This is a genomic window from Aquirufa originis (genome assembly GCF_042714495.1).
GTDB classification, from domain to species: domain Bacteria; phylum Bacteroidota; class Bacteroidia; order Cytophagales; family Spirosomataceae; genus Aquirufa; species Aquirufa originis.
Window position 1 is genome coordinate 835,632 of sequence record NZ_JBBKXY010000001.1, and the last position, 23,581, is coordinate 859,212.

Genomic DNA, 23,581 nt, shown 5'->3' on the forward strand with positions numbered 1-23,581 from the left:
GCGACTAAGTCACACTGTGACGACTGTTGCAAAGCAACCGCAAGTTATCCTCTTTTTCACAGCAATAAAAACCAATGAAACAGGCTTTTAATCCGTTAGTCCTTTTTTGGGCTCAATTAATTCAATCCTCCCTCTTTCTTAATCGCGAACTATTTGATAATTTAGTGTAAAATTATGTCAGTGGAAGAAAATCAACAAAGCGCACCCATTTATAACGACGATAGTATTCGTTCCCTAGATTGGAAAGAGCACATTCGGCTTCGTCCGGGTATGTATATCGGTAAATTAGGCGATGGTTCATCGGTCGATGATGGTATCTATGTTCTTGTAAAAGAGATTATGGATAACTCTATTGATGAACACATGATGGGAAATGGGAAGTCTATTGACGTTAAAATCTCTGATCACAAGGTTGAAGTGCGTGATTACGGTCGGGGTATTCCTTTGGGAAAAGTGATCGATTGCGTTTCCAAAATCAATACGGGTGGTAAATATGATTCAGGTGCTTTCCAAAAGTCTGTAGGTCTGAATGGAGTAGGTACAAAAGCTACGAATGCGCTATCCAATTATTTTAAGGTACAATCTTATCGGGATGGCCAGACGAAGTGGGCTGAGTTTTGTAAGGGTGAATTAACCGCTGAATCTCCTGGCATCGAAGCATCGAATGGGAAAAGTGGAACGCACGTTCAGTTTGAGCCAGATAATACCATCTTTAAGAATTACCATTTCATCCCGCAGTATTTAGATTCCTTATTTTGGAATTATGCCTATTTAAATGCGGGATTGACCATTAATTTTAATGGAGAGAAGTATTTTTCCCAAAATGGTCTCTTCGACTTACTTTCTAAAAAGACGAATGCGGAGGAAAATCGGTATCCCATTATTCATTTAAAAGGAAACGATATCGAGTTAGCGATCACGCATAATAACCAATACGGAGAGGAGTATTACTCTTTCGTAAACGGACAAAATACTACCCAAGGTGGTACTCACCTAGCAGCATTTAGAGAAGCGATTGTAAGAACGGTACGTGAGTTTTTTAAGAAAGACTTTGATCCATCGGATGTACGTGCGAGTATCGTGGGAGCCATTGCGATTCGGGTTCAAGAACCCGTTTTTGAATCTCAAACGAAGACGAAATTAGGAAGTACGACTATTTCACCAGATTCAAACTCTACCTCGATTCGTACGTTTGTAGGGGATTTTGTGAAGACGGAATTAGATAATTATTTGCACCAAAATCCAGCATCTGCCGATGCTTTACTAAAGCGTATTTTACAATCAGAACGTGAGCGTAAGGATATTGCTGGTATCAAGAAATTAGCGAATGAACGTGCGAAGAAAGCGAACTTACATAATAAGAAATTAAGGGATTGTCGTGTACACTTGTCGGATGAGAAATCGGAGACTCGTCACGACACTACTTTGTTTATTACGGAGGGTGATTCAGCTTCTGGAAGTATCACTAAATCACGTGATGTTCAATTGCAGGCGGTATTTAGTTTACGAGGTAAGCCATTGAATAGCTTTGGCCTAACAAAAAAGATAGTCTACGAAAATGAAGAGTTTAATCTATTGCAACATGCATTAGATATTGAAGATTCCTTAGATAATCTACGTTATAATAAGATTGTCATTGCGACGGATGCCGATGTGGATGGTATGCACATTCGGTTGCTTATTTTAACCTTCTTTTTGCAATTCTTTCCTGATTTAGTGCGTAATGGTCACTTGTATATTTTAGAGACTCCCCTATTTAGAGTTCGAAATAAGAAAGAAACGCGTTATTGCTACTCTGATGAAGAACGTCGCAATGCGATCGAAGCTTTAGGGCCTAAGCCTGAGATTACGCGATTTAAGGGTTTGGGTGAAATTTCGCCTGAGGAATTCGGGAACTTTATTGGTGAAGATATTAAGCTAGAGCCAGTGATTCTAGAAAAAGATTTTACCATTCCGCAACTTCTAACCTATTACATGGGTAAAAATACACCTGAACGCCAAAAATTCATCATTGACAACCTCGTTGTGGAAAAAGATTTGGAAGAGGTTTTATTAGGGTAATTAGAAATTCAATTCAAGGAGTTGCTTAAGTTCTTTCAAGGCTTTAGTAGCTCCTTTTTTTTCTGCTTCCTTTATCCCTAATCGTATTATTTCTTCTGCTCTATCTTCCTTGATTTCAGTTAGAAGTGCGTTCGCGTAGGTGTAGTATGTCGCTATATAGTCTGGGAAATCTGTAATGATTCGTTCAAACTGCTCAAAAGACGCTTCAATAGCCTTTTCTTTATACAATTCTATCGCTAATAGATAGTGGTTAAACGGATCCGTTGGATCTTGATTAATCTCATTTTTAATAAATTCTTTGCGATCCATTTTGCTAAATTAAAAACAAATTAGTATGCTTGCATAACAATTTAATCTGCCATGAAAATACTAGTCTGTATCTCCTGTGTCCCAGACACTACCTCAAAAATAGCAATAGATCCATCAACCTCCCAAATTAGTAGCCAAGGATTAACATTTATCGTAGGTCCTTACGATGATTATGCCCTTTCGAGAGCTATTGAATTAAAGGAAAGTAATGGTGCAGAAGTCATTGTTTTGCACGTAGGTGGTTCCGAATCTGAAGCACTTATTCGTAAATGCTTAGCTCTGGGGGCAGATTCAGCTGTACGTGTGGATGGGAATCCTACTACTTCGGCTCAGATTGCGAATGCCATTGTATCCTATGTGAAACAAAATCCGATGGATTTAATTTTGATGGGGAAAGAGTCCATTGATTATAATTCTGGAATCGTCCATGGTTTAGTGGCGGGAGCTTTAGGGTATACCCATTTTAACCCGGTGATGCATTTAGATGTGGCTGGTGATGGTTTAAAATTAGAAGTGGAGATGGATGGTGGTAAAATGGAGGTTTCTTGTCCCCTACCTGCTGTTTTGGGTTGTCAAGAACCCATTGCTGAGTGGAAGATTCCTTCCATGCGCGGTATTATGACAGCCCGTACGAAAGAAATAGTGGTTTTGCCTTTGGAAACCACAAGTCAAATTCAGATTGTTAAAGCAGAGATAGCTGAAACAGCTCGGAAGAACAAGATGATTAAAGCAGAAGATGCAGAGCAATTAATTGATTTATTAAGAACTGAGACAAACGTATTATAAGATGAAAAAGGTCGCTATTATTGCTCAAACAAAAGAAGGTCAGTTATCTGAAACTTCTATTCAATTACTTTCTTTTTTATCCTCCTTCTCTCCAGAATCCATTTTACTTTTAGCTGTGGGCGAAGTGAAATTTAGTGCGGTTCCATCTTCAAAATCGGTGGAGGTTATCACTTTATCTGAGGGATTGTGGGCAGATTCGTCTTCCATTGAACCATTAGCGGAAATACTAGAGGGTTTTACGGTATTTGGGATAAAATCTATTCAAGTCGATAATTTATTAAGCCTATTAGCTGCAAGTTCATCTCAAGAAATGATTTCAGGCGTTCAGCAATTGACTTATTCGGCAGGAAAATTCACTATTAGTAAATCGATCTTTTCTGGTAAGGCTTCGTTAACAGTGACATCGGAATCTGCGTCTTATTTCAGCTTGAATCGCAATTTTGATTTTAGTGGTAATGCAGCGTATGGAGATCAATCGATTAGTTCTGTTTCCACTTTAACTAATGCATCAGGTAGCAAAGCTTCTATTCTTGCCTTAAAACCGATTACTGGCGCTATACCTTTGCCTGATGCCGCATTAGTGGTGGGTGCTGGTCGTGGTTTAAAAGATCCAGGTAACTGGACTATTGTAGAGGATTTGGCCAAAGCTCTAGGAGCTGCAACCGCTTGTTCTAAGCCCGTATCTGATCTAAATTGGCGCCCTCATCATGAGCACGTAGGACAAACCGGCGTTAAGATTTCACCTAATTTGTATATCGCTTGTGGTATTTCTGGTGCCATTCAGCACTTAGCTGGGGTAAATGGTTCGCGTATCGTAGTAGTGATTAATAATGACCCAGAAGCACCGTTTTTTAAACACGCAGACTATGGAATCGTGGGTGATGTGAATGATATACTTCCAAGGTTAACAAAAAAGCTTCAATCTCATTAAAATTAGCGGTCTAATTGGTACATTTGTGTTTTAATATAGGCCTTTGAAAGAGTTTGTTCCTTTGCGTATTCTATCGGTTAACCCTAGTTCTGTAGGTGCTAGCTCCTACATTCTTTTACTAGAGTCTGATAATGCGCAATCCTTGCGTTTTCCGATTGTGATTGGAAGTCAAGAGGCGCAATCTATTTCCGTTTATTTGGAAAAAATACAGACCAGTCGTCCCTTAACGCATGATTTGTGTGTTAATCTCCTTTCCTATTCGAATGTATCTATTCAAAAAGTCTTAATAACGGATTTTAAAGATGGTATTTTCTATGCGAATCTGGAAGTATACAAAGATGGAGAGACTTTTCAAGTAGATGCGAGGCCGTCAGATTCCATCGCTTTGGCCATCCGTTTAGACATTCCCATTCTAATATCTGAAAAGTTGTTGCATGAGATTTGTATTCCGGAGGAAGAATTTTTGGATGAATTAGAGGATGATCTTGATGTGTTAGAGAAGGCACCTGTTGTTCGATCTAAGGCCGAATTAGATGGATTGTTACAGAAAGCCCTGCAAGACGAAAACTATGAAGAGGCTGCCAAATTACGAGATGAAATTGAAAAATTATAAATATGAAATATTCTAAAAGCCGTCCACAATCTACCCAGTTAACCTTGGTGATTTCAATGGCGAGTTTGGCCTTTATTCTTGCGTTATTCTTTCAATTGTTTGTCAGCGTAAAGTCGTGGGGAGACGAAATAAAGTCTCAGATGAAGGTATATGTCTATTTGAGCGATTCTTTATCCACTGCTGATTTAGCTACTACGATCACTTATTTCAAAACTCGCCCCTATTTAGGACAAAAGGAGTTGAAGCCTGAATTAGAGTTTAAGTCCAAAGCCCAGATTGCTTCTGAATTCCTTAAATCTTCACAAGAAGATTACCAAACCCTTCTAGGGGAAGAAAATCCATTTAAAAACTGTTTGATTTTAGGGATAAAGGAAGAATTTAAAAACGAAGCTTCCTTTAAAAAGATTGTAACAGAAATTCAAACAAGACCCGAAGTGTACGAAGTGACTTACCCGAATACATTCATCGGTTCCTTATTAGGCAAAATTAAGGCAGTGGGTTATGTAGGTTTGATTTTAATCGTCCTATTAGTTTTGTTTGTTTATGTTCAATTAGCCAATAATATCCGGTTACATATCCATGGAAACCGTGTTTTGATAAAGACGATGCAATTGCTAGGTAGTACGAATGGATTTATTCAAAAGCCCTACTTATTGAACGCTTTATTAGTTGGTTTCTTAGGTGGACTGATAGGTTTCGTGCTAGCGGATGGTGCATTCTATTATTTTTCTACATCGATTCCTGAGATATCTTCCTTATTTTTCGAAGTAAACAATCAAGTTCAATTAGTCCTAGTCTGTGTAGGTTTTTGTACCCTATTCAGTTTAATGGCTTCCTTCTTTTCTATTTCAAAATATTTAAAAATTCAACATACAAACCTATTTTAATATGAGTCAATCAAATATGCCATTAGGGGCTAAAGACATCAAAATTCTCTTACTAGGTATAGGAATTATGTTGGTTGGTTTTTTTGTGATGACCTTAGATAAAGAGGAATTTGGCTTTGGCTTTTTGGGCCTAACCCTTGGTCCTATTCTGGTTTTAGTTGGGATCATTATTCCAGTGTTCTCCCTTTTTAAGTGGAAACGCTAATGACAGAGATTCTTAAAACGATCATTTTAGGTTTAGTAGAAGGTTTAACGGAGTTCTTACCTGTGTCATCTACGGCTCATTTAATTGTGTCTGAAAATTTGTTAGGAATTGAAAATTCTAAGTTTCTTAATTTCTTTACTGTTTTCGTTCAATTAGGTGCTATTGCTGCTGTCCCGTTCCTCTACTTCAAACGATTATTTGCTTCTGGATTATCCATTTATTATACGATTATTGCTTCATTTATTCCAGCGGTGATCTTAGGTGTTTTGTTGGATGATTTCTTAGAAGCGCTTTTCCAAGGCTATTGGTTTATAGCTGGGTCTTGGATCGTAGGAGGCTTCATTCTTATCCGAATAGATGCTTGGTTGCCTTCTAAAGCAGTCTCAACAGAAATTATCGCCATTTCCTATTTAAAAGCCTTCAAAATAGGCTTATTTCAATGTATAGCCATGATTCCTGGGGTTTCCCGTTCTGGTGCAACTATCGTAGGTGGACGCGTTTTAGGTCTTAGTCATTCCGCAGCTGTTGAATATTCATTTCTATTAGGTATACCTACTATTTTAGGAGCGTGTGCTAAGAAATTATTGGATTATCGCCACGACTTTGATGTGTTGTTTACGAAAGAACATATTCAATTTTTGGGAATAGGCACAGTGATTAGTTTTATTGTGGCACTTCTAACCATCCATTGGATGGTCGGATTTGTAAAAAAACATGGTTTTAAATTATTTGGATACTATCGCATTATTGTTGGTCTTTTATTAAGTGTGTACCTGTGGATGAGTTAATAGAAGTTCAAGATAAGTTTTATGTGATTAACAAGCCTAGAGAATGGTCTTCTTTCGATGTGGTAAAGAAGATTCGGAATATGGGTCGATTTAAAAAGATAGGTCACGCAGGAACGTTAGACCCATTAGCGACCGGTATTTTAATCATGTGTGTGGGTAAATACACAAAGAAGATTGATTATTTCCAATCTCTTCCGAAGACTTATACTGGCAAACTAGTTTTGGGTAAAACCACACCTTCCATTGATTTAGAAACCGAGTTTGACGGGGAATATCCAATTGATCATATTAATTCCAGTCTACTAGAGGATGTTCGTCAAACGTTTTTAGGTACTATTCAGCAAGTCCCTCCTATTTATTCTGCGATTAAACTCAATGGACAACGTTTATTTACGCATGCGCGAAATGGCGTAAGTGCAGATGAATTAGAGATTAAGATAAGGGAAGTGGAAGTGTATCGAATGGAAATTGATGCAACTCATTTTCCTGAGATTAGCTTTGAGATTGAATGTAGTAAGGGAACTTATATTAGGAGTATCGTTAGAGATTTCGGCACTAAATGCCAATCAGGAGCTTATATGAGTGAATTGCTTCGAACAAAAATAGGTGATTGGGGTTTAGACAAAGCACAGGAGGTAGCCACTTTTAACAGCGAATTACATGAAGTGCTTTTATAGTTTTGATACGGTTTCGATTGATTCGCCTACAGCTGTGACTATCGGTATGTTTGATGGCTTGCATTTGGGTCATTTGAAGGTGATACAGGGCTGTTTAACTGCAGCTAAGGAGGCAAATCTTAAGACCTGTGTCATTACGTTCTCAAATCACCCCGCGGATCATTTCACAGGAAAGCGTAATGAATTATTGATGCCCATGCAGGAGAAAATTGCTGCATTGGAGGGATTAGGAATCGATTATGTGATTATCATTCCATTTGATGCCTATATCGTCGAATTACCCGCAAAATTGTTTATTCAAGAACATTTAGTACATCGTCTAAAAGCACAAAAAGTGATTTTAGGCTATGACAATCATTTTGGTAAAAACAGAGAAGGTTCTATTTCTTATATCAAGGAGCATTTTAGCACTGAATTAGAGGCCATCTCCATTGATGTAGCAAAAGTGGATGAGGTAATTGTTAGTTCCTCACAAATCAAAAAGTACCTATCTGAAGGAGAAGTACAAAAGGCCAAAGCTATGTTAGGCCACTACTTTGCTATTTCTGGCATTGTGGTTCATGGGAATCAGAATGGCCGGAAAATCGGTTTCCCTACAGCAAATATGTCGTTAAACGCGGATAATAAATTCATTCCACAATTAGGAGTTTATTTATGCGAAGTGCATATCAAAGAGGGTACCTATTTTGGCTTAACAAATATGGGCTACCGTCCTACGTTGAATAAAGATGAAGGCATACACATCGAGACACACATCTTAGGTTTTGATGGTGATATCTATGGGCAAGGAATTGAGATTCGATTTATGGAAAAAATCAGATCTGAGAAGCGATTTGACTCCTTTGAAGAATTAAAGAATCAAATCGCCGCTGATTTAACTTGGGCTAAATTGTATTTAGCATAAATTCATATAACTACCCAAGAAGACTATTTCGTCCCCTCTTTTCGTTAATAATTCTTGTATTTTTTGATCTAATTTATTGCCTTCAATATCAATAAAGAACCAGAATTTAAATTCATTCGTGTCCTTCTGAGGTCTCGATTCTATTTTCAATAAGTTGATACCTCTACTCTCAAAATCTTGTAAAAGAGAAAGTAAAGCTCCTGGTTTGTCATCATTCTTTAGCTTAACAGCCAAACTGGTCTTATCCTTATCTGTTTTCTTCAAATTTTCGACTTTGGAAATAATGAAAAAACGCGTTTGATTCGCATCGTTATCTTGAATGTTATCAAACAAAATAGGTAAAGAATAGATCTTAGCAGCGATATGCGAACACAAGGCAGCTCCATCCTCTTCTTCTACGGCTAATTTAGCCGCACGTGAGGTAGAATCAACTTGAACAAAGAAATCTTCCTCCTGGCCAGAGAAATAGTCGTTTAAGAAGCCTTTACATTGTTGGAAAGCAATGTCTTTCGAATAAATCCTTTTAATGCCCTGAATTCCATTATGCTTAGAGGCCAAACAGAAGTTAACTGGAATAATAATTTCTGATATGACGAATAAATTCTTTTCATTTAAAAGATCCATCGTTTCCTTTACCATCCCCTCTTGATTATTCTCAATGGGAACCACACCGTATTTTGCACGACCTGTTTCTACAGATTCAAAAACAGATTTAATAGAAGGCAACGAGATGTAATCAGCTACCGCACCGAAACGATTTTCTGCCGCCTGATGTGTAAAACTACCTTCAGGCCCTAAATAACAAATAATTTCAGGTAATTCTAAATTACGCGATACACCAAAAATTTCTAGAAATATAGCCTCGATAGCTTCTTTCTTCAATTTACCCGTGTATTGATTTGCTAAACGATCAATGATTTCTTTTTCTCTATCTGGATGGTAGATAACTGAATTAGATTCTCGTTTTAATTTACCAATCCCCTCTACAAACTCCATTCTTTGCACTAATAGGGAAAGAATCGAATCATCAATGTGATCTATTTTGTTTCTTAATTCAGGTATGTTCATGCGTAAAATTGTGCTAATTAGTTCAATTTACGAATTTTAGCAGATTTTAGGAAGGGAAATAAAAAAAAGGATTTGAATAAATCCTTTTCGTTAATGCTAGATGTACTGTGTGATTCCGTTTGGATTCGAACCAAAGACCTACTGCTTAGAAGGCAGTTGCTCTATCCAACTGAGCTACGGAACCTTAATCAAAATAAAAAGTCAATTTATAATTGGTGTAAAACACGTCCTCATAAATTGACTTTTGTCGGGGTGGCAGGATTCGAACCTACGACCTCTTGGTCCCAAACCAAGCGCGATACCGGGCTACGCTACACCCCGAAAATTGACTGCGGAGAGAGAGGGATTCGAACCCTCGGTACCGTTACCAGTACGCATGTTTAGCAAACATGTCCTTTCGGCCTCTCAGGCATCTCTCCTAGCATTTAAGAGAGCACAAATGTAGTAAATATATTTATTAAATGAAATAAATGGCGAAAAAATTATTTCGCCATTACATCAAAACTGGAAATAGATTTACCTTCTAAACTTGTTTTTCCCATTAAAAACAAGTCGATATTTCTAGCTGCTTCACGTCCTTCAGAGATCGCCCAAACCACTAAAGATTGACCGCGACGTGCATCACCAGCAATGAAAACTTTCTCATTATCAGATTGATAAGATGCATTAGCGACCAGGTTACCACGCTCATCTGCATTCACTCCCATCGCTGTTAATTGCTCGAATAAACCTGTGTGATCCGTGTGTAAAAAACCAGCCGCAATTAAAGCTAAATCACATGGAATTTTTCTGATATTAAGTACTTCTTGCTCCATTTTTCCATCCTTCATATTATAAACGATGTCACCAATGAGTAAAGCTTCTAGCTCGCCTTTATCATTTTTGATAAATTCTTGTAAAGAAATAGACCAAAGACGCTCCGCTCCCTCATCGTGAGAAGTTGAAGTACGCAACATATTAGGCCAATTAGGCCAAGGTGTGTTTTCTGCTCTAGCCACTGGAGGCTTAGGCATTACTTCAATCTGAGTAATGGAAGCAGCTTTGTGGCGATTAGAAGTCCCTACACAATCAGAACCAGTATCTCCACCGCCTATTACGACTACATGCTTTCCTTTGGCATGAATATCTGTATTAGCATATTTCTCTCCTTTGTGGTTTACTTCTAACGCAATAGACGCATTTCGCTTATTCTGCTGCGATAAAAACTCCATCGCAGGATAAATACCAATGGCGTCATTTCCCTTTGCTGTGATAAAACGGGGAGTCGTACTTCCTGTAGCTACTAAAACTGCATCAAAATCATTCGTTAGGTTAGCTAGCTTCTCCGTGGTTCCGATATTAGCATTAGTAATGAAGGTAATACCTTCTTGCTTCATTACTTCTACACGGCGAGTAACCACTGATTTATCTAATTTGAAATCTGGAATACCGTAGCGTAATAAACCACCTATTTGATCTGCACGCTCATAAACCGTAACTAAGTGACCAGCTTTATTTAATTGCGCTGCAGCAGCTAAACCCGCTGGACCAGAACCGATTACAGCTATTTTCTTACCTGTACGCGTTTTAGGAACAAATGGAACAACCCACCCTTCTGAATAAGCCTTTTCAATGATTGATTTCTCGATCAATTCAATAGCGACTGCTGGTTTGTTAATACCTAATACACAAGCCGATTCACAAGGAGCAGGACAAATACGTCCCGTAAATTCAGGGAAGTTATTAGTTGTACTTAAAATATCATACGCATACTTCCAATTTTGCTCATATACCGCATCATTGAATTCTGGTATAATATTCCCTAGCGGACATCCATTATGACAGAATGGTGTACCACAATCCATACAACGACTTGCTTGCGCTTCTGTGTCGGCTGTAGTATTTAATTGTTCAATTTCTTTGTAGTCATTCACACGCTCATTTACTGCTCTTTTAGGAGCTAATTTGCGGTCAATTTCCAAAAATCCTGTAGGCTTACCCATTCTATCTTATTTTAAATCTACTTTAATATCTTGATACACTTTGTCCTTGTCATTTAACACATCTGAGATGCTCAGTTTTCTAGAACTTAAGGCATTCTTATAATCCACCGGCAACACTTTCTTGAATTGACTTGCTAATGCGTTGAAATTATCAAAGACTAGTTTACCCTTTACAGAACCCGTTAAGGCTACGTGTTTTTCCAAATACATCAAAATGATGTTTTTGTCTTCAGGCGTTAATTCAGTGATTTCTACCATCTCACGATTTACTTTCGCATCGAAGGTGTTTTGTTCGTCTAATATGTAGGCCACTCCACCAGACATACCAGCACCAAAATTACGGCCAGTATTACCTAAAATAATGACCAAACCACCTGTCATATATTCACAACCGTGATCTCCAATTCCTTCTACTACAACTTTTGCACCTGAGTTTCTAACACAGAAACGCTCGCCAGCCATACCTGCTAAATAAGCTTCACCAGATGTAGCCCCGTAGAATGAAACATTTCCAACTATAGAGTTTTCTGACGCTTTGAATGAAGCTAATGGGGATGGATACGCCACTAAAGTTGCCCCACAAAGTCCTTTACCAATGTAGTCATTCGCATCTCCTTCAATTTCGAATTTGATACCTTTCACCGAAAATGCTCCAAATGATTGTCCAGCCGTTCCTTTAAACTTGATATGAATAGTGTCAGCTGGCAAACCTTTTTCACCATATTTCTTCGTGATCTCATTCGATAAGATGGTTCCTACTGAACGATTAACGTTAATGATATCTAATTCTCCAGTTACCTTTTCTCCTTTATCAATGGATGGTTGAGCTATTTTTAATAACTGCCAGTCTAATTGATCGGCTAATCCATGATCTTGTTCTTCTGACTTGAAGACAGCAACACCTTCAGATAAAGCTGCAGGCGCTAAAATAGGATTTAAATCTAAGTTCTTGAACTTCCAGTGTCCTGATAAATCTTTCATTTCTAAAAGATCCACACGCCCCACCATCTCCTCTAATTTACGGAAGCCTAATTCAGCCATAATCTCACGTAATTCCTGAGCTAAGAAATGGAATAAATTCACGACGTGATCTGCTTGACCCGTGTATAATGCTCTTAATTCTGGATTTTGAGTAGCCACACCTACTGGGCAAGTATTCAAGTGACACTTACGCATCATAATACAACCAGCGGTAACTAATGCTGCGGTGGCTACACCAAATTCTTCTGCGCCTAATAAGGCTGCTACCGCAATATCCTTACCAGTCTTGATTTGACCATCCGCCTGAATAGTTACTCGACCACGTAATTTGTTCTTTACTAAGGTTTGGTGCGTTTCAGCTAAACCAAGTTCCCAAGGTAAACCAGCGTGACGAATCGAAGACAAAGGAGATGCTCCAGTACCTCCATCATAACCAGCGATCAAAATGTGATCAGCATGTGCTTTCGCTACACCGGCTGCGATTGTACCTACACCCGCTTCAGAAACTAATTTTACAGAGATTCTGGCGGCTCTATTCGCATTCTTTAAGTCAAAGATTAATTGTGCTAAATCTTCAATTGAATAGATATCGTGGTGCGGAGGAGGTGAAATTAAACCTACTCCTGGCGTACTGTGACGAGTTTTACCAATCCAGTCATCTACTTTATGTCCTGGTAATTGACCTCCTTCACCTGGCTTCGCTCCTTGTGCCATTTTGATCTGAAGTTCCTTTGCATTCGTTAAATAATGCGCCGTTACACCAAAACGACCTGAAGCCACTTGCTTAATAGCTGAATTCATTGAATCACCATTCGCCATCTTTTCGAAACGAATCGGATCTTCTCCTCCCTCTCCAGTATTTGATTTACCACCAATACGATTCATAGCGATAGCTAAAGTGGTATGTGCTTCATACGAAATCGACCCAAAAGACATCGCACCCGTAGCAAAACGAGCTAAAATATTTTCAACCGGCTCTACTTCATCAATCGAAATCGCTTTACTTGATTTGAATTTCAATAAACCACGTAAGGTGATGGACTTTTTGCTTTGGTCATCAATTAATTGCGCATACTTTTTGTACACAGAATAGTCATTCTGCTTCGTAGCTTGCTGCAATAAGTGAATCGTTGCTGGATTGAATAAGTGCTCCTCTCCTCTTTGTTTCCATTGGTAAATACCACCTACTTCTAATTTAGGCGACTCTTGCTTGCGCAATTGATAACCAGAAGTATGCTTAATTAGAGCTTCTTTGGCAATTGTATCTAAGCTAATTCCACCAATACGAGAGATAGATCCACTGAAATACGTATCTACTACCTCTTTACCTAAACCTAGAATTTCAAAAATTTGAGCTCCTTGGTAAGACTGCAAAGTAGAGATACCCATTTTGGAGAAGATTTTCAATAATTCCCCATTAACGGCTTTGATGTAATTGTACTCTAATTTATCGTAGCTCAAGTCTTTATTGACAAATCCTTGATCTTTCATGGCTTTGATCGTCTCAAAGGCCATATACGGATTTACCGCACTAGCACCGTAACCGATCAACGTAGCATAATGGTGTGTTTCCCACACATCACCTGCTTCGATAATGATACCTACCTTCGCTCTTTTCTTCGTACGAATCAAGTGATTGTGTACAGATGCCAAGGCTAATAAGGATGGAATAGGCGCATGTGAGCTATCAATTCCACGGTCTGTCAATAAAATAATTGAATAACCATCATCCACAGCATCTTCAGCGTATTGATTAATACGATCCAAAGCCTTTTTTAACACTCCTTCCTCCTCAGAAGCGCGGAAAGTCATGTGAATCGATTTCGTTTGGAAATTTTCATGGTCAATCCAACGAATTTTCTCCACCTCTTTGTTACGCAAAACAGGTTGTTGAATCTCAATTTGACGACAATGTGAAGGGCTTTCTTCTAACAAGTTCGATAAACCTCCGATATCTGACAAAAGCGACATTACCATTCTCTCCCGGATTGGGTCAATCGGTGGATTTGTAACCTGTGCAAATAATTGCTTAAAATAAGAGGATAAGTGTTGAGCCTTCTCAGATAAAACCGCTAAAGGTGTATCAATACCCATGGAACCCAATGCTTCCTTACCAGTTTCAGCCATTTGAGCTAAAACGATACGGATATCTTCGGTTGTAAACCCAAAAATTTGTTGTCTAGAAACTAGCTCGATCGCCTTCGGTTGTCTGTACTCGGAACCGGCTTCTGGAAGATCTTCTACGCGAATCTTATTATTAACCAGCCACTCTCCATACGGTTGTTGTTGGCAAATTTTTTCTTTTAATTCTTCGTCTGGAATAATACGTCCTTGCTCCATGTCCACTACGAACATTTTACCTGGTTGTAAGCGTCCTTTAGAAACAATCGTTGCTGGGTCTAAATCTAATACGCCTGCTTCTGAAGCCATGATAACATGGTCATCTGACGTTACCCAATAACGAGATGGACGCAATCCATTTCTGTCCAATGTAGCGCCAATCATTTTTCCATCCGTAAACGAGATACTAGCTGGACCATCCCAAGGCTCCATCATCGCCGCATGGTACTCATAGAAATCCTTTTTGTATTTCTCCATGCTCTCATTACCATCCCACGCTTCCGGGATTAACATCATCATGACATGTGGTAAAGAGCGTCCCGTTAAATACAATAATTCAATAGCATTATCTAAAATCGCAGAATCGGACTGTCCTAAACTACATACTGGAAGAATCATGTCTAATTCTTCTTGAGTAAAGTATTTGCTTGAGAATAAAGCGGATTGCGCTTGCATCCAAGATGAGTTACCTTTTACGGTATTGATCTCTCCGTTGTGTGCGATAAAGCGGAATGGTTGAGCTAATTTCCACTCTGGGAAGGTATTGGTAGAGAAACGGGAGTGTACGATGGCCAAAGCCGAAGTAAAGTTCTCTTGGAATAAATCCAAGAAGTACCCCGGAACCTGCATGGTTGTCAACATACCCTTATATATAATGGTACGGCAAGACAAAGAGGCAAAATAAAACTTGTTGTTTAATCCTGCAATTGTTTCGTTTAACAACTTAGATACATATTGTCTGAAAACGTAAAGCTTTCTTTCAAAATCAATTTCAGTCGCGCAATCTGCCGGTCTTTCTATAAATAATTGTTGAATAGACGGCTCTGCGTTGCCTGAATCTGCTCCTGTGATTTCCGAATTATCTACAGGAACTATTCTATAACCTAAAATACGTAATCCTAATTTCTTAGCCTTACGCTCAATGACTTCTTTGCATTCTTTAATTAGCGTTTCGTCTTTAGGGAAAAAGACCATCCCTACTCCATAGTTACCTAATGAAGGTAAAGCAAATCCTAAAGAACTCGTTTCTTCTAAGAAGAATTCGTGAGGTAGTTGCACTAATACACCTGCGCCGTCACCTGAATTAGGATCACAACCACAAGCCCCTCTGTGATCCATACGAATCAACATTTTGATGGAATCTTGAACAATGCGATGCGATTTGATACCTTTTAAACTGGCAACAAATCCAATACCACACGCATCGTGTTCAAATTCTTTTCTGTACAAACCTACTTCATTCGGATTTCTCATAGGAAACTATAAATATTCTAATATAAATAATAATAAATCGAAAATAACTGAACCTGATTGTGAAGTCATTTCAGATAGATAATATACCTAATTTCAAATTTAATTAAAAATAAATTTGGCAAAACGATCTATAGACAAAATATTCTTCGGAATTTGAATAATCAGAAATGCAACACAAAAAATCTTGCTATAGTGCAATTTTAATCATAATCCTCTCCATATGACTCTCCAAATTCGCTCTCTCCCTCTGTATCGTCCTCATCTTGGAACTCATTTTCAAGGTCATTTAAGTAGATAGCATCAACACCTTCTTGAACCGTATTTAATAAGGTTAAATTTTCAATTTTGGCTGTGTCTAAACGCTCCGCAATACCATCATCCTTTGTCACAACGACAAATAAGCCACCTTCGTTTGTGCAAATTTTGGTTCCTTTGCGGATTGCAGAGACACCATATCCATCCAATTCAGCTATTTTAGAGATGTTTAAGATCATATTAGCATAGTCTTTTTTAAATAAAAGACGAATGGCATTTTCTAATTCTTCTGAATTAGCGGTTCCTAATTGTTCAGCCTTCCAATCAATAACGGCATAACTTTCGTTTTGTTCGAGTTGAAATGAATTCATATTAGACATGTTGCAAATACTGGATTGTGTTGTTAAAAATACGGTTATAGATATCTTCTTGTGGCTCTTTATGAAATGTTAAGCCGGTAATTTCTTCAAATAATAAAATATAGCGCTCGGAAATTTGCTGAACGAATTCATCCGTAATAGTGGGAATGCTTTGCCCCTCTTTTCCTTGAAAACCATTAGCAATTAGCCATTCCCGGACAAATTCCTTTGAAAGTTGTTTTTGAGCTTCTCCTTTGGCAAATAAATCAGCATAAGGTTCCTTGTAAAAATAGCGTGATGAATCAGGTGTATGAATTTCATCCATTAACATGATCTTCCCATTAAAAAGGCCAAATTCATACTTGGTATCCACTAAAATCAAATCCTTATCCGAAGCCATTTCTTGGCCTCTTTGGAATAAAAGATGCGTGATAGCACATAATTCATCCATATGTTCTTTTGAAACGATACCCTGCTCGATAATTGCCGCAACTGAGATATCTTCATCATGACCTTCACTTGCTTTCGTCGTGGGCGTAATGATGGGTGTAGGTAATAGCTGATTCTCCACCAGTCCTTCTGGCAATGTAACACCACAAACAACACGTTTACCAGCTTTGTATTCTCTCCAAAGATGTCCCACTAAATAACCGCGAATTACCATTTCTATGGCAAATGGTTCGCATTTTAAACCGTAAGCAGCATTAGGATCCGGGGTAGCTAACAGCCAATTAGGAACGATATCTGCGGTTTTTTGTAAGAAATAACTAGCAATTTGATTTAACACTTGGCCTTTGAATGGAATTAATTTAGGTAATACTACATCAAATGCAGAAATGCGATCTGATGTAATCATTAACAAATGATCTCCTATTCCATACACATCACGTACTTTTCCTTTGTAAAAGGATGTTTGATTAGGGAATTGATAGGGTGCTGGATTCATGGTTGGGCTAATTAATAGATAAGATTTTTTTGCTTCTTCTTCATTAAATCAAGTAAAGATAAAGCTTCTTGTGTATTTATTTTTTGAGTTTGGCTGATCATTTGAGCTGAACTAGCTTGTTTCTTTAATTTATTCTGAGGAAAATTGATTGCGTACAATTCGAATGCTTTCACGAGGGTATCCACATTGCCATTTTCAATGATTGATTTATGTAAATCCGAGTATCCATTTTTCGTTTCACCTTTCATAGCCATAAAATAGCTATATAATATATCATTATTCACGCTATGGTCTTTGATCAAAATGTTAGAAGACTTTGCTGTATTTAGATGTGTCTTTAACTCTAAAACGACAATCAAATGTTCTATTTCTGGATTTGTAAAAATGGAGGAGTGTTGAATCGATTGTGCATTTAGTAAAGCCTTTTCATATTGATGCAACGTAATTTGCTTGTTCAATTGCACAATTTGGGCATTATACTCTTCCGATGATTTAGCGAATAGACCATCATAGAACAGCATAAAAATATAAAATAAGGTGGAAAACATCTAAATTTTAATGGCTTTAGCTGTAAATACAATATCAATAAATAGTAAAACAAGTATCAAAACTACTAAATATACCAGTAGATAAGTGTTTCCCATCCAGCTATTGAGGCTGTTTGTAGAAAATAAAGAAGAATGGCTACTATTATTCGTGATGGTTTGCCACTGATTCTTATTTAATACATAAACTTCAAATTGATCCACTTTAGGATGCGATGTAAGGCGATCTGTGAAACGCCGTTTAGGATGCCTCAAGCTAGGTTCGTTTGCCAGTTCAATTAAATTCAAGAATGATTCTCGGTTCGTATTTGGAATTACCTGGAGGAATAGATTAGCCTTCTCTTCATACATAACTAGGCTATAGCTTGCATTTTCTGGCAATTCGTAGACTTTATCTTTAAGTGAGTTCCAGGTTAAACTGGAGCTATTGTCGGAAATGACGAATAGCGTTGAGCCCGCTTTTTGGCCTATTGAGTCCTTATTTTGCTTTAAATTAATAGCGTAAAAACAGAGCAACAAAAAGGAGATTAACAGTATGAAACGAAGAATATACTTAAATACTAAAACTCTGGAGATTTGGAAAACCTTACCTTTAGCAACATAATATTTATAGGCAATCAATAAAGATGAGCCTAGAAATAATCCGATCAATAAAATACCTATTTCTTTTAAATTCATAAAAGGGGGTAAATTCAATTAAAATTAAATTGCTATTTTTACAATTCTATCAAAAATAGCATGGATATATTAAAAAGTAAGCGTCTCGATCACCTAAAATATGAAATTCGTGGGCCTGTATACGATAAAGCATTAGCTCTTCAAAACCAGGGTTACAAAATCACTTCATTAAATATTGGGAATCCCGCCGCCTTTGGCTTTGAGACACCTGACGAGATTGTCCATGATATTATCGTAAATATACGAAATGCACAGGGATATGTTGATTCCCGTGGTTTATTTGCTGCGCGTAAGGCAGTTATGCAGTATTACCAAAATCTAGGTGTCAAGAATATTTTGATAGAAGATATTTACATTGGAAATGGTGTTAGCGAGTTGATTTCTTTAGTGATGACCGCTCTTTTAAATACGGATGATGAAGTACTCATCCCCTCCCCAGATTATCCACTTTGGACAACTGTAGCAGGCTTAGCTGGTGGTATAGCAGTGCATTATAATTGCGATGAGGCCCATGATTGGGCTCCAGATCTTGTGGATATGGAAGCTAAAATTACCTCCAAGACAAGAGCTATCGTTTTAATTAATCCGAACAACCCTACAGGCGCTGTCTATTCTAAAGAAACAGTTAAACAAGTGGTGGCCCTAGCTGCCAAACATCAATTAGTTTTATTTGCAGATGAAATCTATGATAAGATTTTGTATGATGGGACTTCACATCACACGGCTGCGGGTCTATCTGATGATATTTTAATTATTACCATGGGTGGTTTGTCTAAAAATTATCGAGCTGCTGGTTTTAGAGGCGGTTGGATGATATTAACAGGGGCAAAACATAAAGCGAAATCTTATATTGAGGGTTTAAACTTTTTATTTAGTACACGACTTTGTGCGAATGTGATCACACAATATGGAATTCAAACTGCATTGGGTGGCTATCAGTCCATTAATGATTTAGTGGCCAAAGAAGGCCGCCTAAACCGTCAAATGAACCTTGCGTACGAACGTATTAATGCCATTGACGGTGTAAGCGCAGTTAAGCCTAAAGGGGCTTTGTATTTATTCCCTAAAATAGATTTAACTAAATTCAATTTTGAAGACGATAACCATTTTGTGATGTCATTACTAGAAGAACAAAAAATTCTAGTGGTAGGTGGTCAAGGTTTTAACTTCAAAGGAAAGGATCACTTTAGGATCGTATTTCTTCCCCACGTAGAGCAATTAGGTGTAGCTTTAGATAAAATTGCGCTTCATTTCGAAAACTACCGCAAATGATCTTTAACGAATTCTCTCGCAAACAAAAGTTGTTTATATTCCTCTTTGGGATATTCTTAACGAATGCAATCGTGGCGGAGATAATTGGTGTGAAGATTGTTAGTATTGAACGTACTTTGGGTTTTTCGCCTCTTCACTGGGCAACACCTTGGGGTGATTATTGGGATTTAAATCAAACAGCTGGAGCTTTAAATTGGCCTTTGGTATTTATTACTTCGGATATTATTAATGATTATTTCGGAAAAAAAGGAGTCCGTTTTATTTCCTTCACCACTGCCCTATTTATCGCATTTTCCTTCCTAATTATTTATACAGCGACTTTATTAGTACCAGCGGATTTTTGGGTAGAGGTAAACAAGGGTTCAGAAAATTTTAATATCAATTCAGCATTTGTGAGAATTTTTCGTCAAGGTTTAGGCATTATTTTAGGGTCTCTTTCCGCTTTTTTAGTGAGCCAAATTATTGATGCAGTCGTTTTTGAAAAGATTAAATCCAGGACAGGTTCTAAGCAAATTTGGTTGAGAGCTACAGGCTCCACATTGATTTCACAATTAATAGATAGCGTGTTAGTAATTGGTATAGCTTTCTATGCTTTTGGGAATTGGACGTTTGCGCAATGGATGAATGTTTCATTCAATAATTACTTCTACAAATTCATCGTTGCCATTCTTTTTACGCCTGTACTTTATCTAGCTCATTGGTTAATTGAAAAGTATCTAGCTAAGGATAAAGCGCTTTAGATTATCCGCAATCACGGCAGTTGATATACCTACGTTTAAAGATTCTGCTCCACCAAAGGCTGGAATGGTAATTCGCTCATCTAAGCTTTCCATTATTTCTTCCCGTATTCCATTGGATTCATTTCCTAAAATAATAAAGCCCTTATCTGGAAACTGATAGTGATGGATATTTTTGCCATTCAGAACAGCTCCAATCTTTTTATATTCCCGGTTTTCTTTGAAAAAAGTAGGTAAATCAACATAGGTAAATTCGATGCGCGAGAATGAACCCATGGTTGAAATAATCACTTTGGGATTATAAAACTCGGTGCAATCCTCCGAAAGTACAAGCTGCTTAAAGCCATACCAATCGCAAATACGAATAATAGTTCCCAAATTACCTGGATCACGAATCCCATCAAGTACGATAGTATACCGGTCTTGAATGATAAATGGAGGAAATTTCTTTTGTTGTACCACAGCAAGCCCTATTTGATTGTTGACTAGGGTGCTTAGCTTTTGAATATTTTCTACTTCTAAAAGATATACTTGAGCTTTTGAAACTTGGGTGATTATACTGACTAATTCTGGCTGGCTCTCACTTAATACAAAGAACTCAACTACAAAGTCAGATTTGATTAATTCAAGTAAAGACTTCTCCCCTTCCACTAAAAATAAATCATTCTCTTTTCTTCCTTTTTTAGAATGTAGGGAATTAATTAACTTTATTTGTTTATTAGTTAGCATCTCTTGAAGAATCAATCAATTATCGGTTTTATTATCCTCAGTATAGGGCTCATTTCTTGTGGTCAATACCACTCCTTTGAGATCCCGAGTCCGGTTATAAATCAAATTAACTTAACGGGTAATCGCCAAATTTCTAAAGCCGAATTACGCACCAATGTAATGGGCGTTAAGAATTCATATCGCCGATTACTGCCTGCAAAATTATACACTTATCTGGGCATTAAAAGGAAAAGAAAAGATTCTCTTGAAATTAAACCTAGTTTCATTCAATTCTTAAAGTCTCCTAACCCTAGTTATAATTCGGCATGGCTAATGACAAACAAGGTGCAAATCGAACGCTATTATCGAGAAAATGGCTTCTTAAAAGCCAGGATAAATTCGAATGTAGATTCGATAGCTAATTTAGTTAATGTAACTTTTGAGATTAAAGAAGGAGAACCGAGTTATTTCACAAAAGAGGACTCACTTTCGGTTGATAATCCCATTTTAGCAGAACACGTTAATTCTTACATTAAAGAAAATAGTATCATTCGACCAATGGGTCGATTAAATTTAGCCTTATTAAAAAAGGAGAAGGAACAATTAAGTCATCATTTGCGTAATGAAGGGTATTATTATTTCTCTCCAGATGCTGTGGGAATACGAATTAATGATATAAAGGACACAACTCTCCGTCGTATCTCACTCTATTATAAAATACCAGAGTTTAAAAATCATTCTATAATTGCAAATTATGATCGCCTTTACCGCATAGGCGTTCCGGAATTTAGCATCTCAGATCCATTTGGAAATCCAGCTGAACATCCTCCATTGAAAAGTCTGGCTAAATTGATCAATTTACATGAGGATGATTTGTATTCGGTTGATTTGTTTAACCAAAGTTTAAAGAATATTTACCTGACGGATCAATTTAAAACGGTTTCAATTCGTTTCGATACCACGAGAACTAGGTTGTTTCCTAAAATTGAATTGTTCCAAAACGAGAAGTATAATTTTAGTTCCGAATTAGGGGGGAGTGTATTTAGAGGAATTCCAGGTCCCTTTCTAACGAACTCGTTCAAAGTGCGACGCCTATTCTCTAGTTTAGATTATTTCGATTTCTCTACTAGAATTGGGTACGAAGCACAATCAGGCTTTATTAATACGACAGACACAAGAAATAATCTTGAATTGAATATGTCTGCATCCATTAATTTCCCTACTCTTCACTTACCTCAGTTTATGGTAGGTAAATTAGGTTCCTATTACGGGGCAAAGACCTCTGTAGGAGTTGGTTTTGATTTTATTAATCGTCCGGAATACCAACGAACCAATTTGAATTTGTTTCAGCGCTATACTTGGCAAAAAAGTGAATATAGCTTCTTTACTTTTTCCTTCGTCAATCTCAATTTATTAAATACTATATACCCTGAGACAGCCACCTCTGATGCATTTAAAGGCTATTTGGAGGAACTTAAATTAAAAGGAAATAACTTGTATCGAAGCTTTAATCCCAGTTTCGTTAGTAGTATTTCGTTTCAATATGTATATCGTGATTTACTGCCAAGTAACGAACTAAAAAATGGAAAAATTTTTCAACTAGGGCTTGAATCAGGAGGTTCAACTTTAAATTTATTGCCCAGTCATAAATTCAGTTTCGTGACAGACCTGCTGAATAGTGGTCAGGATATACAGTTTTACCGTTTTTTACGATTGAATTTGGATTACCGCAAATATAAAATGCTAGGTCGTAATCAGAAATCTCAAATCGCTTTTAAAATACTAGGCGGCGTAGCCTATGCTTATGGAGATGAAAATGACTACCAGTTGCCCTATGAGAAGAACTTTTTCATAGGAGGCCCTTCGAGTGTTAGAGCTTGGAAACCGCGCCGTTTAGGCCCCGGATCTTATGTGTCTACTTCTAACTTAGTGGAACAGCCAGGAAGTATCTTATTAGAATCCTCACTCGAATATCGATTTAAATTATTCCCTTTATTTGGCCAAATAAACGGAGCCTTTTTCGTGGATGCAGGTAATGTTTGGAATATGACACAAGGAAATACGGATCCTAGTACCCAATTTCATTTGAGTGATTTCTATAATCAGATTGCAGTGGGAACGGGCTTTGGCCTTCGCTGGGATTTTGACTTTTTCTTATTGCGCCTTGATTTAGCCACTAAAGTCATTAATCCAGCTAACCCTGTAAATCAAAAATGGGTTCTGCCACAAACTTCTTTCGAAGGAGGACAAAACCCAATTGAATTTAATATTGGAATTGGCTATCCTTTTTAAGGA

Annotated in this window: 21 protein-coding genes and 3 tRNA genes; 12 read left to right on the forward strand and 12 right to left on the reverse strand. The window is 37.6% G+C overall.

All coding sequences use genetic code 11. The annotated features are described in order from the left end of the window. Window positions 1-174 precede the first annotated feature (174 nt). Complete coding sequence (locus SKC35_RS03610; RefSeq protein ID WP_130896689.1) at window positions 175-2,061, forward strand: DNA topoisomerase IV subunit B; 1,887 nt, start codon at window positions 175-177, stop codon at window positions 2,059-2,061. On the opposite strand, the gene SKC35_RS03615 is transcribed toward SKC35_RS03610, so the two are convergent. Continuing rightward, the gene (locus SKC35_RS03615; RefSeq protein ID WP_377978096.1) at window positions 2,062-2,370 is read right to left on the reverse strand and encodes a tetratricopeptide repeat protein; all 309 of its coding nucleotides are present in this window, start codon (window positions 2,368-2,370) and stop codon (window positions 2,062-2,064) included. A gap of 51 nt (window positions 2,371-2,421) precedes the next feature. Between SKC35_RS03615 and SKC35_RS03620 the strand changes: the two genes are divergently transcribed. Genes SKC35_RS03620 through SKC35_RS03655 form a run of 8 tightly spaced genes read left to right on the forward strand, consistent with a single transcriptional unit; the run spans window position 2,422 to window position 8,161 of the window. Further along, window positions 2,422-3,156 carry an electron transfer flavoprotein subunit beta/FixA family protein gene (locus SKC35_RS03620; RefSeq protein ID WP_377978097.1) on the forward strand — a complete coding sequence of 245 codons (735 nt, stop codon included), beginning with the start codon at window positions 2,422-2,424 and terminating at the stop codon, window positions 3,154-3,156. A 1-nt stretch (window position 3,157) separates the two neighbouring features. Further along, window positions 3,158-4,087 carry an electron transfer flavoprotein subunit alpha/FixB family protein gene (locus tag SKC35_RS03625; protein ID WP_377978098.1) on the forward strand — a complete coding sequence of 310 codons (930 nt, stop codon included), beginning with the start codon at window positions 3,158-3,160 and terminating at the stop codon, window positions 4,085-4,087. A gap of 43 nt (window positions 4,088-4,130) precedes the next feature. Beyond that, window positions 4,131-4,700 carry a bifunctional nuclease family protein gene (locus SKC35_RS03630; protein WP_377978099.1) on the forward strand — a complete coding sequence of 190 codons (570 nt, stop codon included), beginning with the start codon at window positions 4,131-4,133 and terminating at the stop codon, window positions 4,698-4,700. A gap of 2 nt (window positions 4,701-4,702) precedes the next feature. After that, window positions 4,703-5,587 carry a cell division protein FtsX gene (locus SKC35_RS03635; RefSeq protein ID WP_377978100.1) on the forward strand — a complete coding sequence of 295 codons (885 nt, stop codon included), beginning with the start codon at window positions 4,703-4,705 and terminating at the stop codon, window positions 5,585-5,587. Window position 5,588: 1 nt separating this feature from the next. Next, window positions 5,589-5,792 (forward strand): DUF3098 domain-containing protein, encoded by a 204-nt coding sequence (locus SKC35_RS03640; RefSeq protein WP_130896694.1) that lies wholly within the window; start codon window positions 5,589-5,591, stop codon window positions 5,790-5,792. Then, on the forward strand, window positions 5,792-6,580 hold the full coding sequence (locus SKC35_RS03645) for an undecaprenyl-diphosphate phosphatase (protein WP_377978101.1): 789 nt from the start codon (window positions 5,792-5,794) through the stop codon (window positions 6,578-6,580). The genes SKC35_RS03640 and SKC35_RS03645 overlap by 1 nt, the downstream gene beginning before the upstream one ends. Beyond that, the gene (truB, locus tag SKC35_RS03650; protein ID WP_377978102.1) at window positions 6,568-7,257 is read left to right on the forward strand and encodes a tRNA pseudouridine(55) synthase TruB; all 690 of its coding nucleotides are present in this window, start codon (window positions 6,568-6,570) and stop codon (window positions 7,255-7,257) included. The genes SKC35_RS03645 and truB overlap by 13 nt, the downstream gene beginning before the upstream one ends. Then, a complete protein-coding gene (locus SKC35_RS03655; protein WP_377978103.1) occupies window positions 7,241-8,161 on the forward strand; it encodes a bifunctional riboflavin kinase/FAD synthetase in 921 nt (306 codons plus the stop codon). Before truB ends, SKC35_RS03655 begins: the two co-directional genes overlap by 17 nt. Here the strand turns inward: SKC35_RS03655 and pheA are convergent. The 10 genes from pheA to SKC35_RS03705 form a co-directional block, all read right to left on the reverse strand. Then, window positions 8,153-9,229 carry a prephenate dehydratase gene (pheA, locus tag SKC35_RS03660; protein ID WP_377978104.1) on the reverse strand — a complete coding sequence of 359 codons (1,077 nt, stop codon included), beginning with the start codon at window positions 9,227-9,229 and terminating at the stop codon, window positions 8,153-8,155. The genes SKC35_RS03655 and pheA overlap by 9 nt on opposite strands. A gap of 110 nt (window positions 9,230-9,339) precedes the next feature. Continuing rightward, window positions 9,340-9,413, reverse strand: a tRNA-Arg gene (locus tag SKC35_RS03665). A 63-nt stretch (window positions 9,414-9,476) separates the two neighbouring features. Further along, window positions 9,477-9,550, reverse strand: a tRNA-Pro gene (locus tag SKC35_RS03670). Window positions 9,551-9,561: 11 nt separating this feature from the next. Continuing rightward, a tRNA-Ser gene (locus SKC35_RS03675) sits at window positions 9,562-9,648 on the reverse strand. Window positions 9,649-9,711: 63 nt separating this feature from the next. Then, window positions 9,712-11,211, reverse strand: a complete 1,500-nt coding sequence (locus tag SKC35_RS03680; RefSeq protein WP_377978105.1) for a glutamate synthase subunit beta — start codon at window positions 11,209-11,211, stop codon at window positions 9,712-9,714. A gap of 6 nt (window positions 11,212-11,217) precedes the next feature. Then, window positions 11,218-15,786, reverse strand: coding sequence for a glutamate synthase large subunit (gene gltB / locus SKC35_RS03685; protein ID WP_377978106.1), 4,569 nt, complete (start codon window positions 15,784-15,786; stop codon window positions 11,218-11,220). Between the two features lie 200 nt (window positions 15,787-15,986). Beyond that, window positions 15,987-16,412 carry an STAS domain-containing protein gene (locus tag SKC35_RS03690; protein ID WP_377978107.1) on the reverse strand — a complete coding sequence of 142 codons (426 nt, stop codon included), beginning with the start codon at window positions 16,410-16,412 and terminating at the stop codon, window positions 15,987-15,989. 1 nt (window position 16,413) lies between these two features. Continuing rightward, a complete protein-coding gene (locus tag SKC35_RS03695) occupies window positions 16,414-17,346 on the reverse strand; it encodes a phosphoribosylaminoimidazolesuccinocarboxamide synthase (RefSeq protein WP_377978108.1) in 933 nt (310 codons plus the stop codon). An 11-nt stretch (window positions 17,347-17,357) separates the two neighbouring features. Further along, window positions 17,358-17,894 carry a hypothetical protein gene (locus SKC35_RS03700; RefSeq protein ID WP_377978109.1) on the reverse strand — a complete coding sequence of 179 codons (537 nt, stop codon included), beginning with the start codon at window positions 17,892-17,894 and terminating at the stop codon, window positions 17,358-17,360. Further along, on the reverse strand, window positions 17,895-18,569 hold the full coding sequence (locus tag SKC35_RS03705; RefSeq protein ID WP_377978110.1) for a hypothetical protein: 675 nt from the start codon (window positions 18,567-18,569) through the stop codon (window positions 17,895-17,897). 60 nt (window positions 18,570-18,629) lie between these two features. Here SKC35_RS03705 and SKC35_RS03710 point away from each other — a divergent pair, with 60 nt between their 5' ends. Together SKC35_RS03710 and SKC35_RS03715 are read left to right on the forward strand one after the other, a co-directional pair. Beyond that, on the forward strand, window positions 18,630-19,841 hold the full coding sequence (locus SKC35_RS03710; RefSeq protein WP_377978111.1) for a pyridoxal phosphate-dependent aminotransferase: 1,212 nt from the start codon (window positions 18,630-18,632) through the stop codon (window positions 19,839-19,841). Then, entirely contained in the window at window positions 19,838-20,581 is a 744-nt protein-coding gene (locus tag SKC35_RS03715; RefSeq protein WP_377978112.1) for a queuosine precursor transporter, read from the forward strand. The genes SKC35_RS03710 and SKC35_RS03715 overlap by 4 nt, the downstream gene beginning before the upstream one ends. Here the strand turns inward: SKC35_RS03715 and SKC35_RS03720 are convergent. Then, entirely contained in the window at window positions 20,558-21,322 is a 765-nt protein-coding gene (locus SKC35_RS03720; protein ID WP_377978113.1) for a TrmH family RNA methyltransferase, read from the reverse strand. The two genes, SKC35_RS03715 and SKC35_RS03720, sit on opposite strands and share 24 nt — an antisense overlap. Between SKC35_RS03720 and tamL the strand changes: the two genes are divergently transcribed. Beyond that, entirely contained in the window at window positions 21,311-23,578 is a 2,268-nt protein-coding gene (gene tamL / locus SKC35_RS03725; RefSeq protein WP_377978114.1) for a translocation and assembly module lipoprotein TamL, read from the forward strand. The two genes, SKC35_RS03720 and tamL, sit on opposite strands and share 12 nt — an antisense overlap. Window positions 23,579-23,581 lie beyond the last annotated feature (3 nt).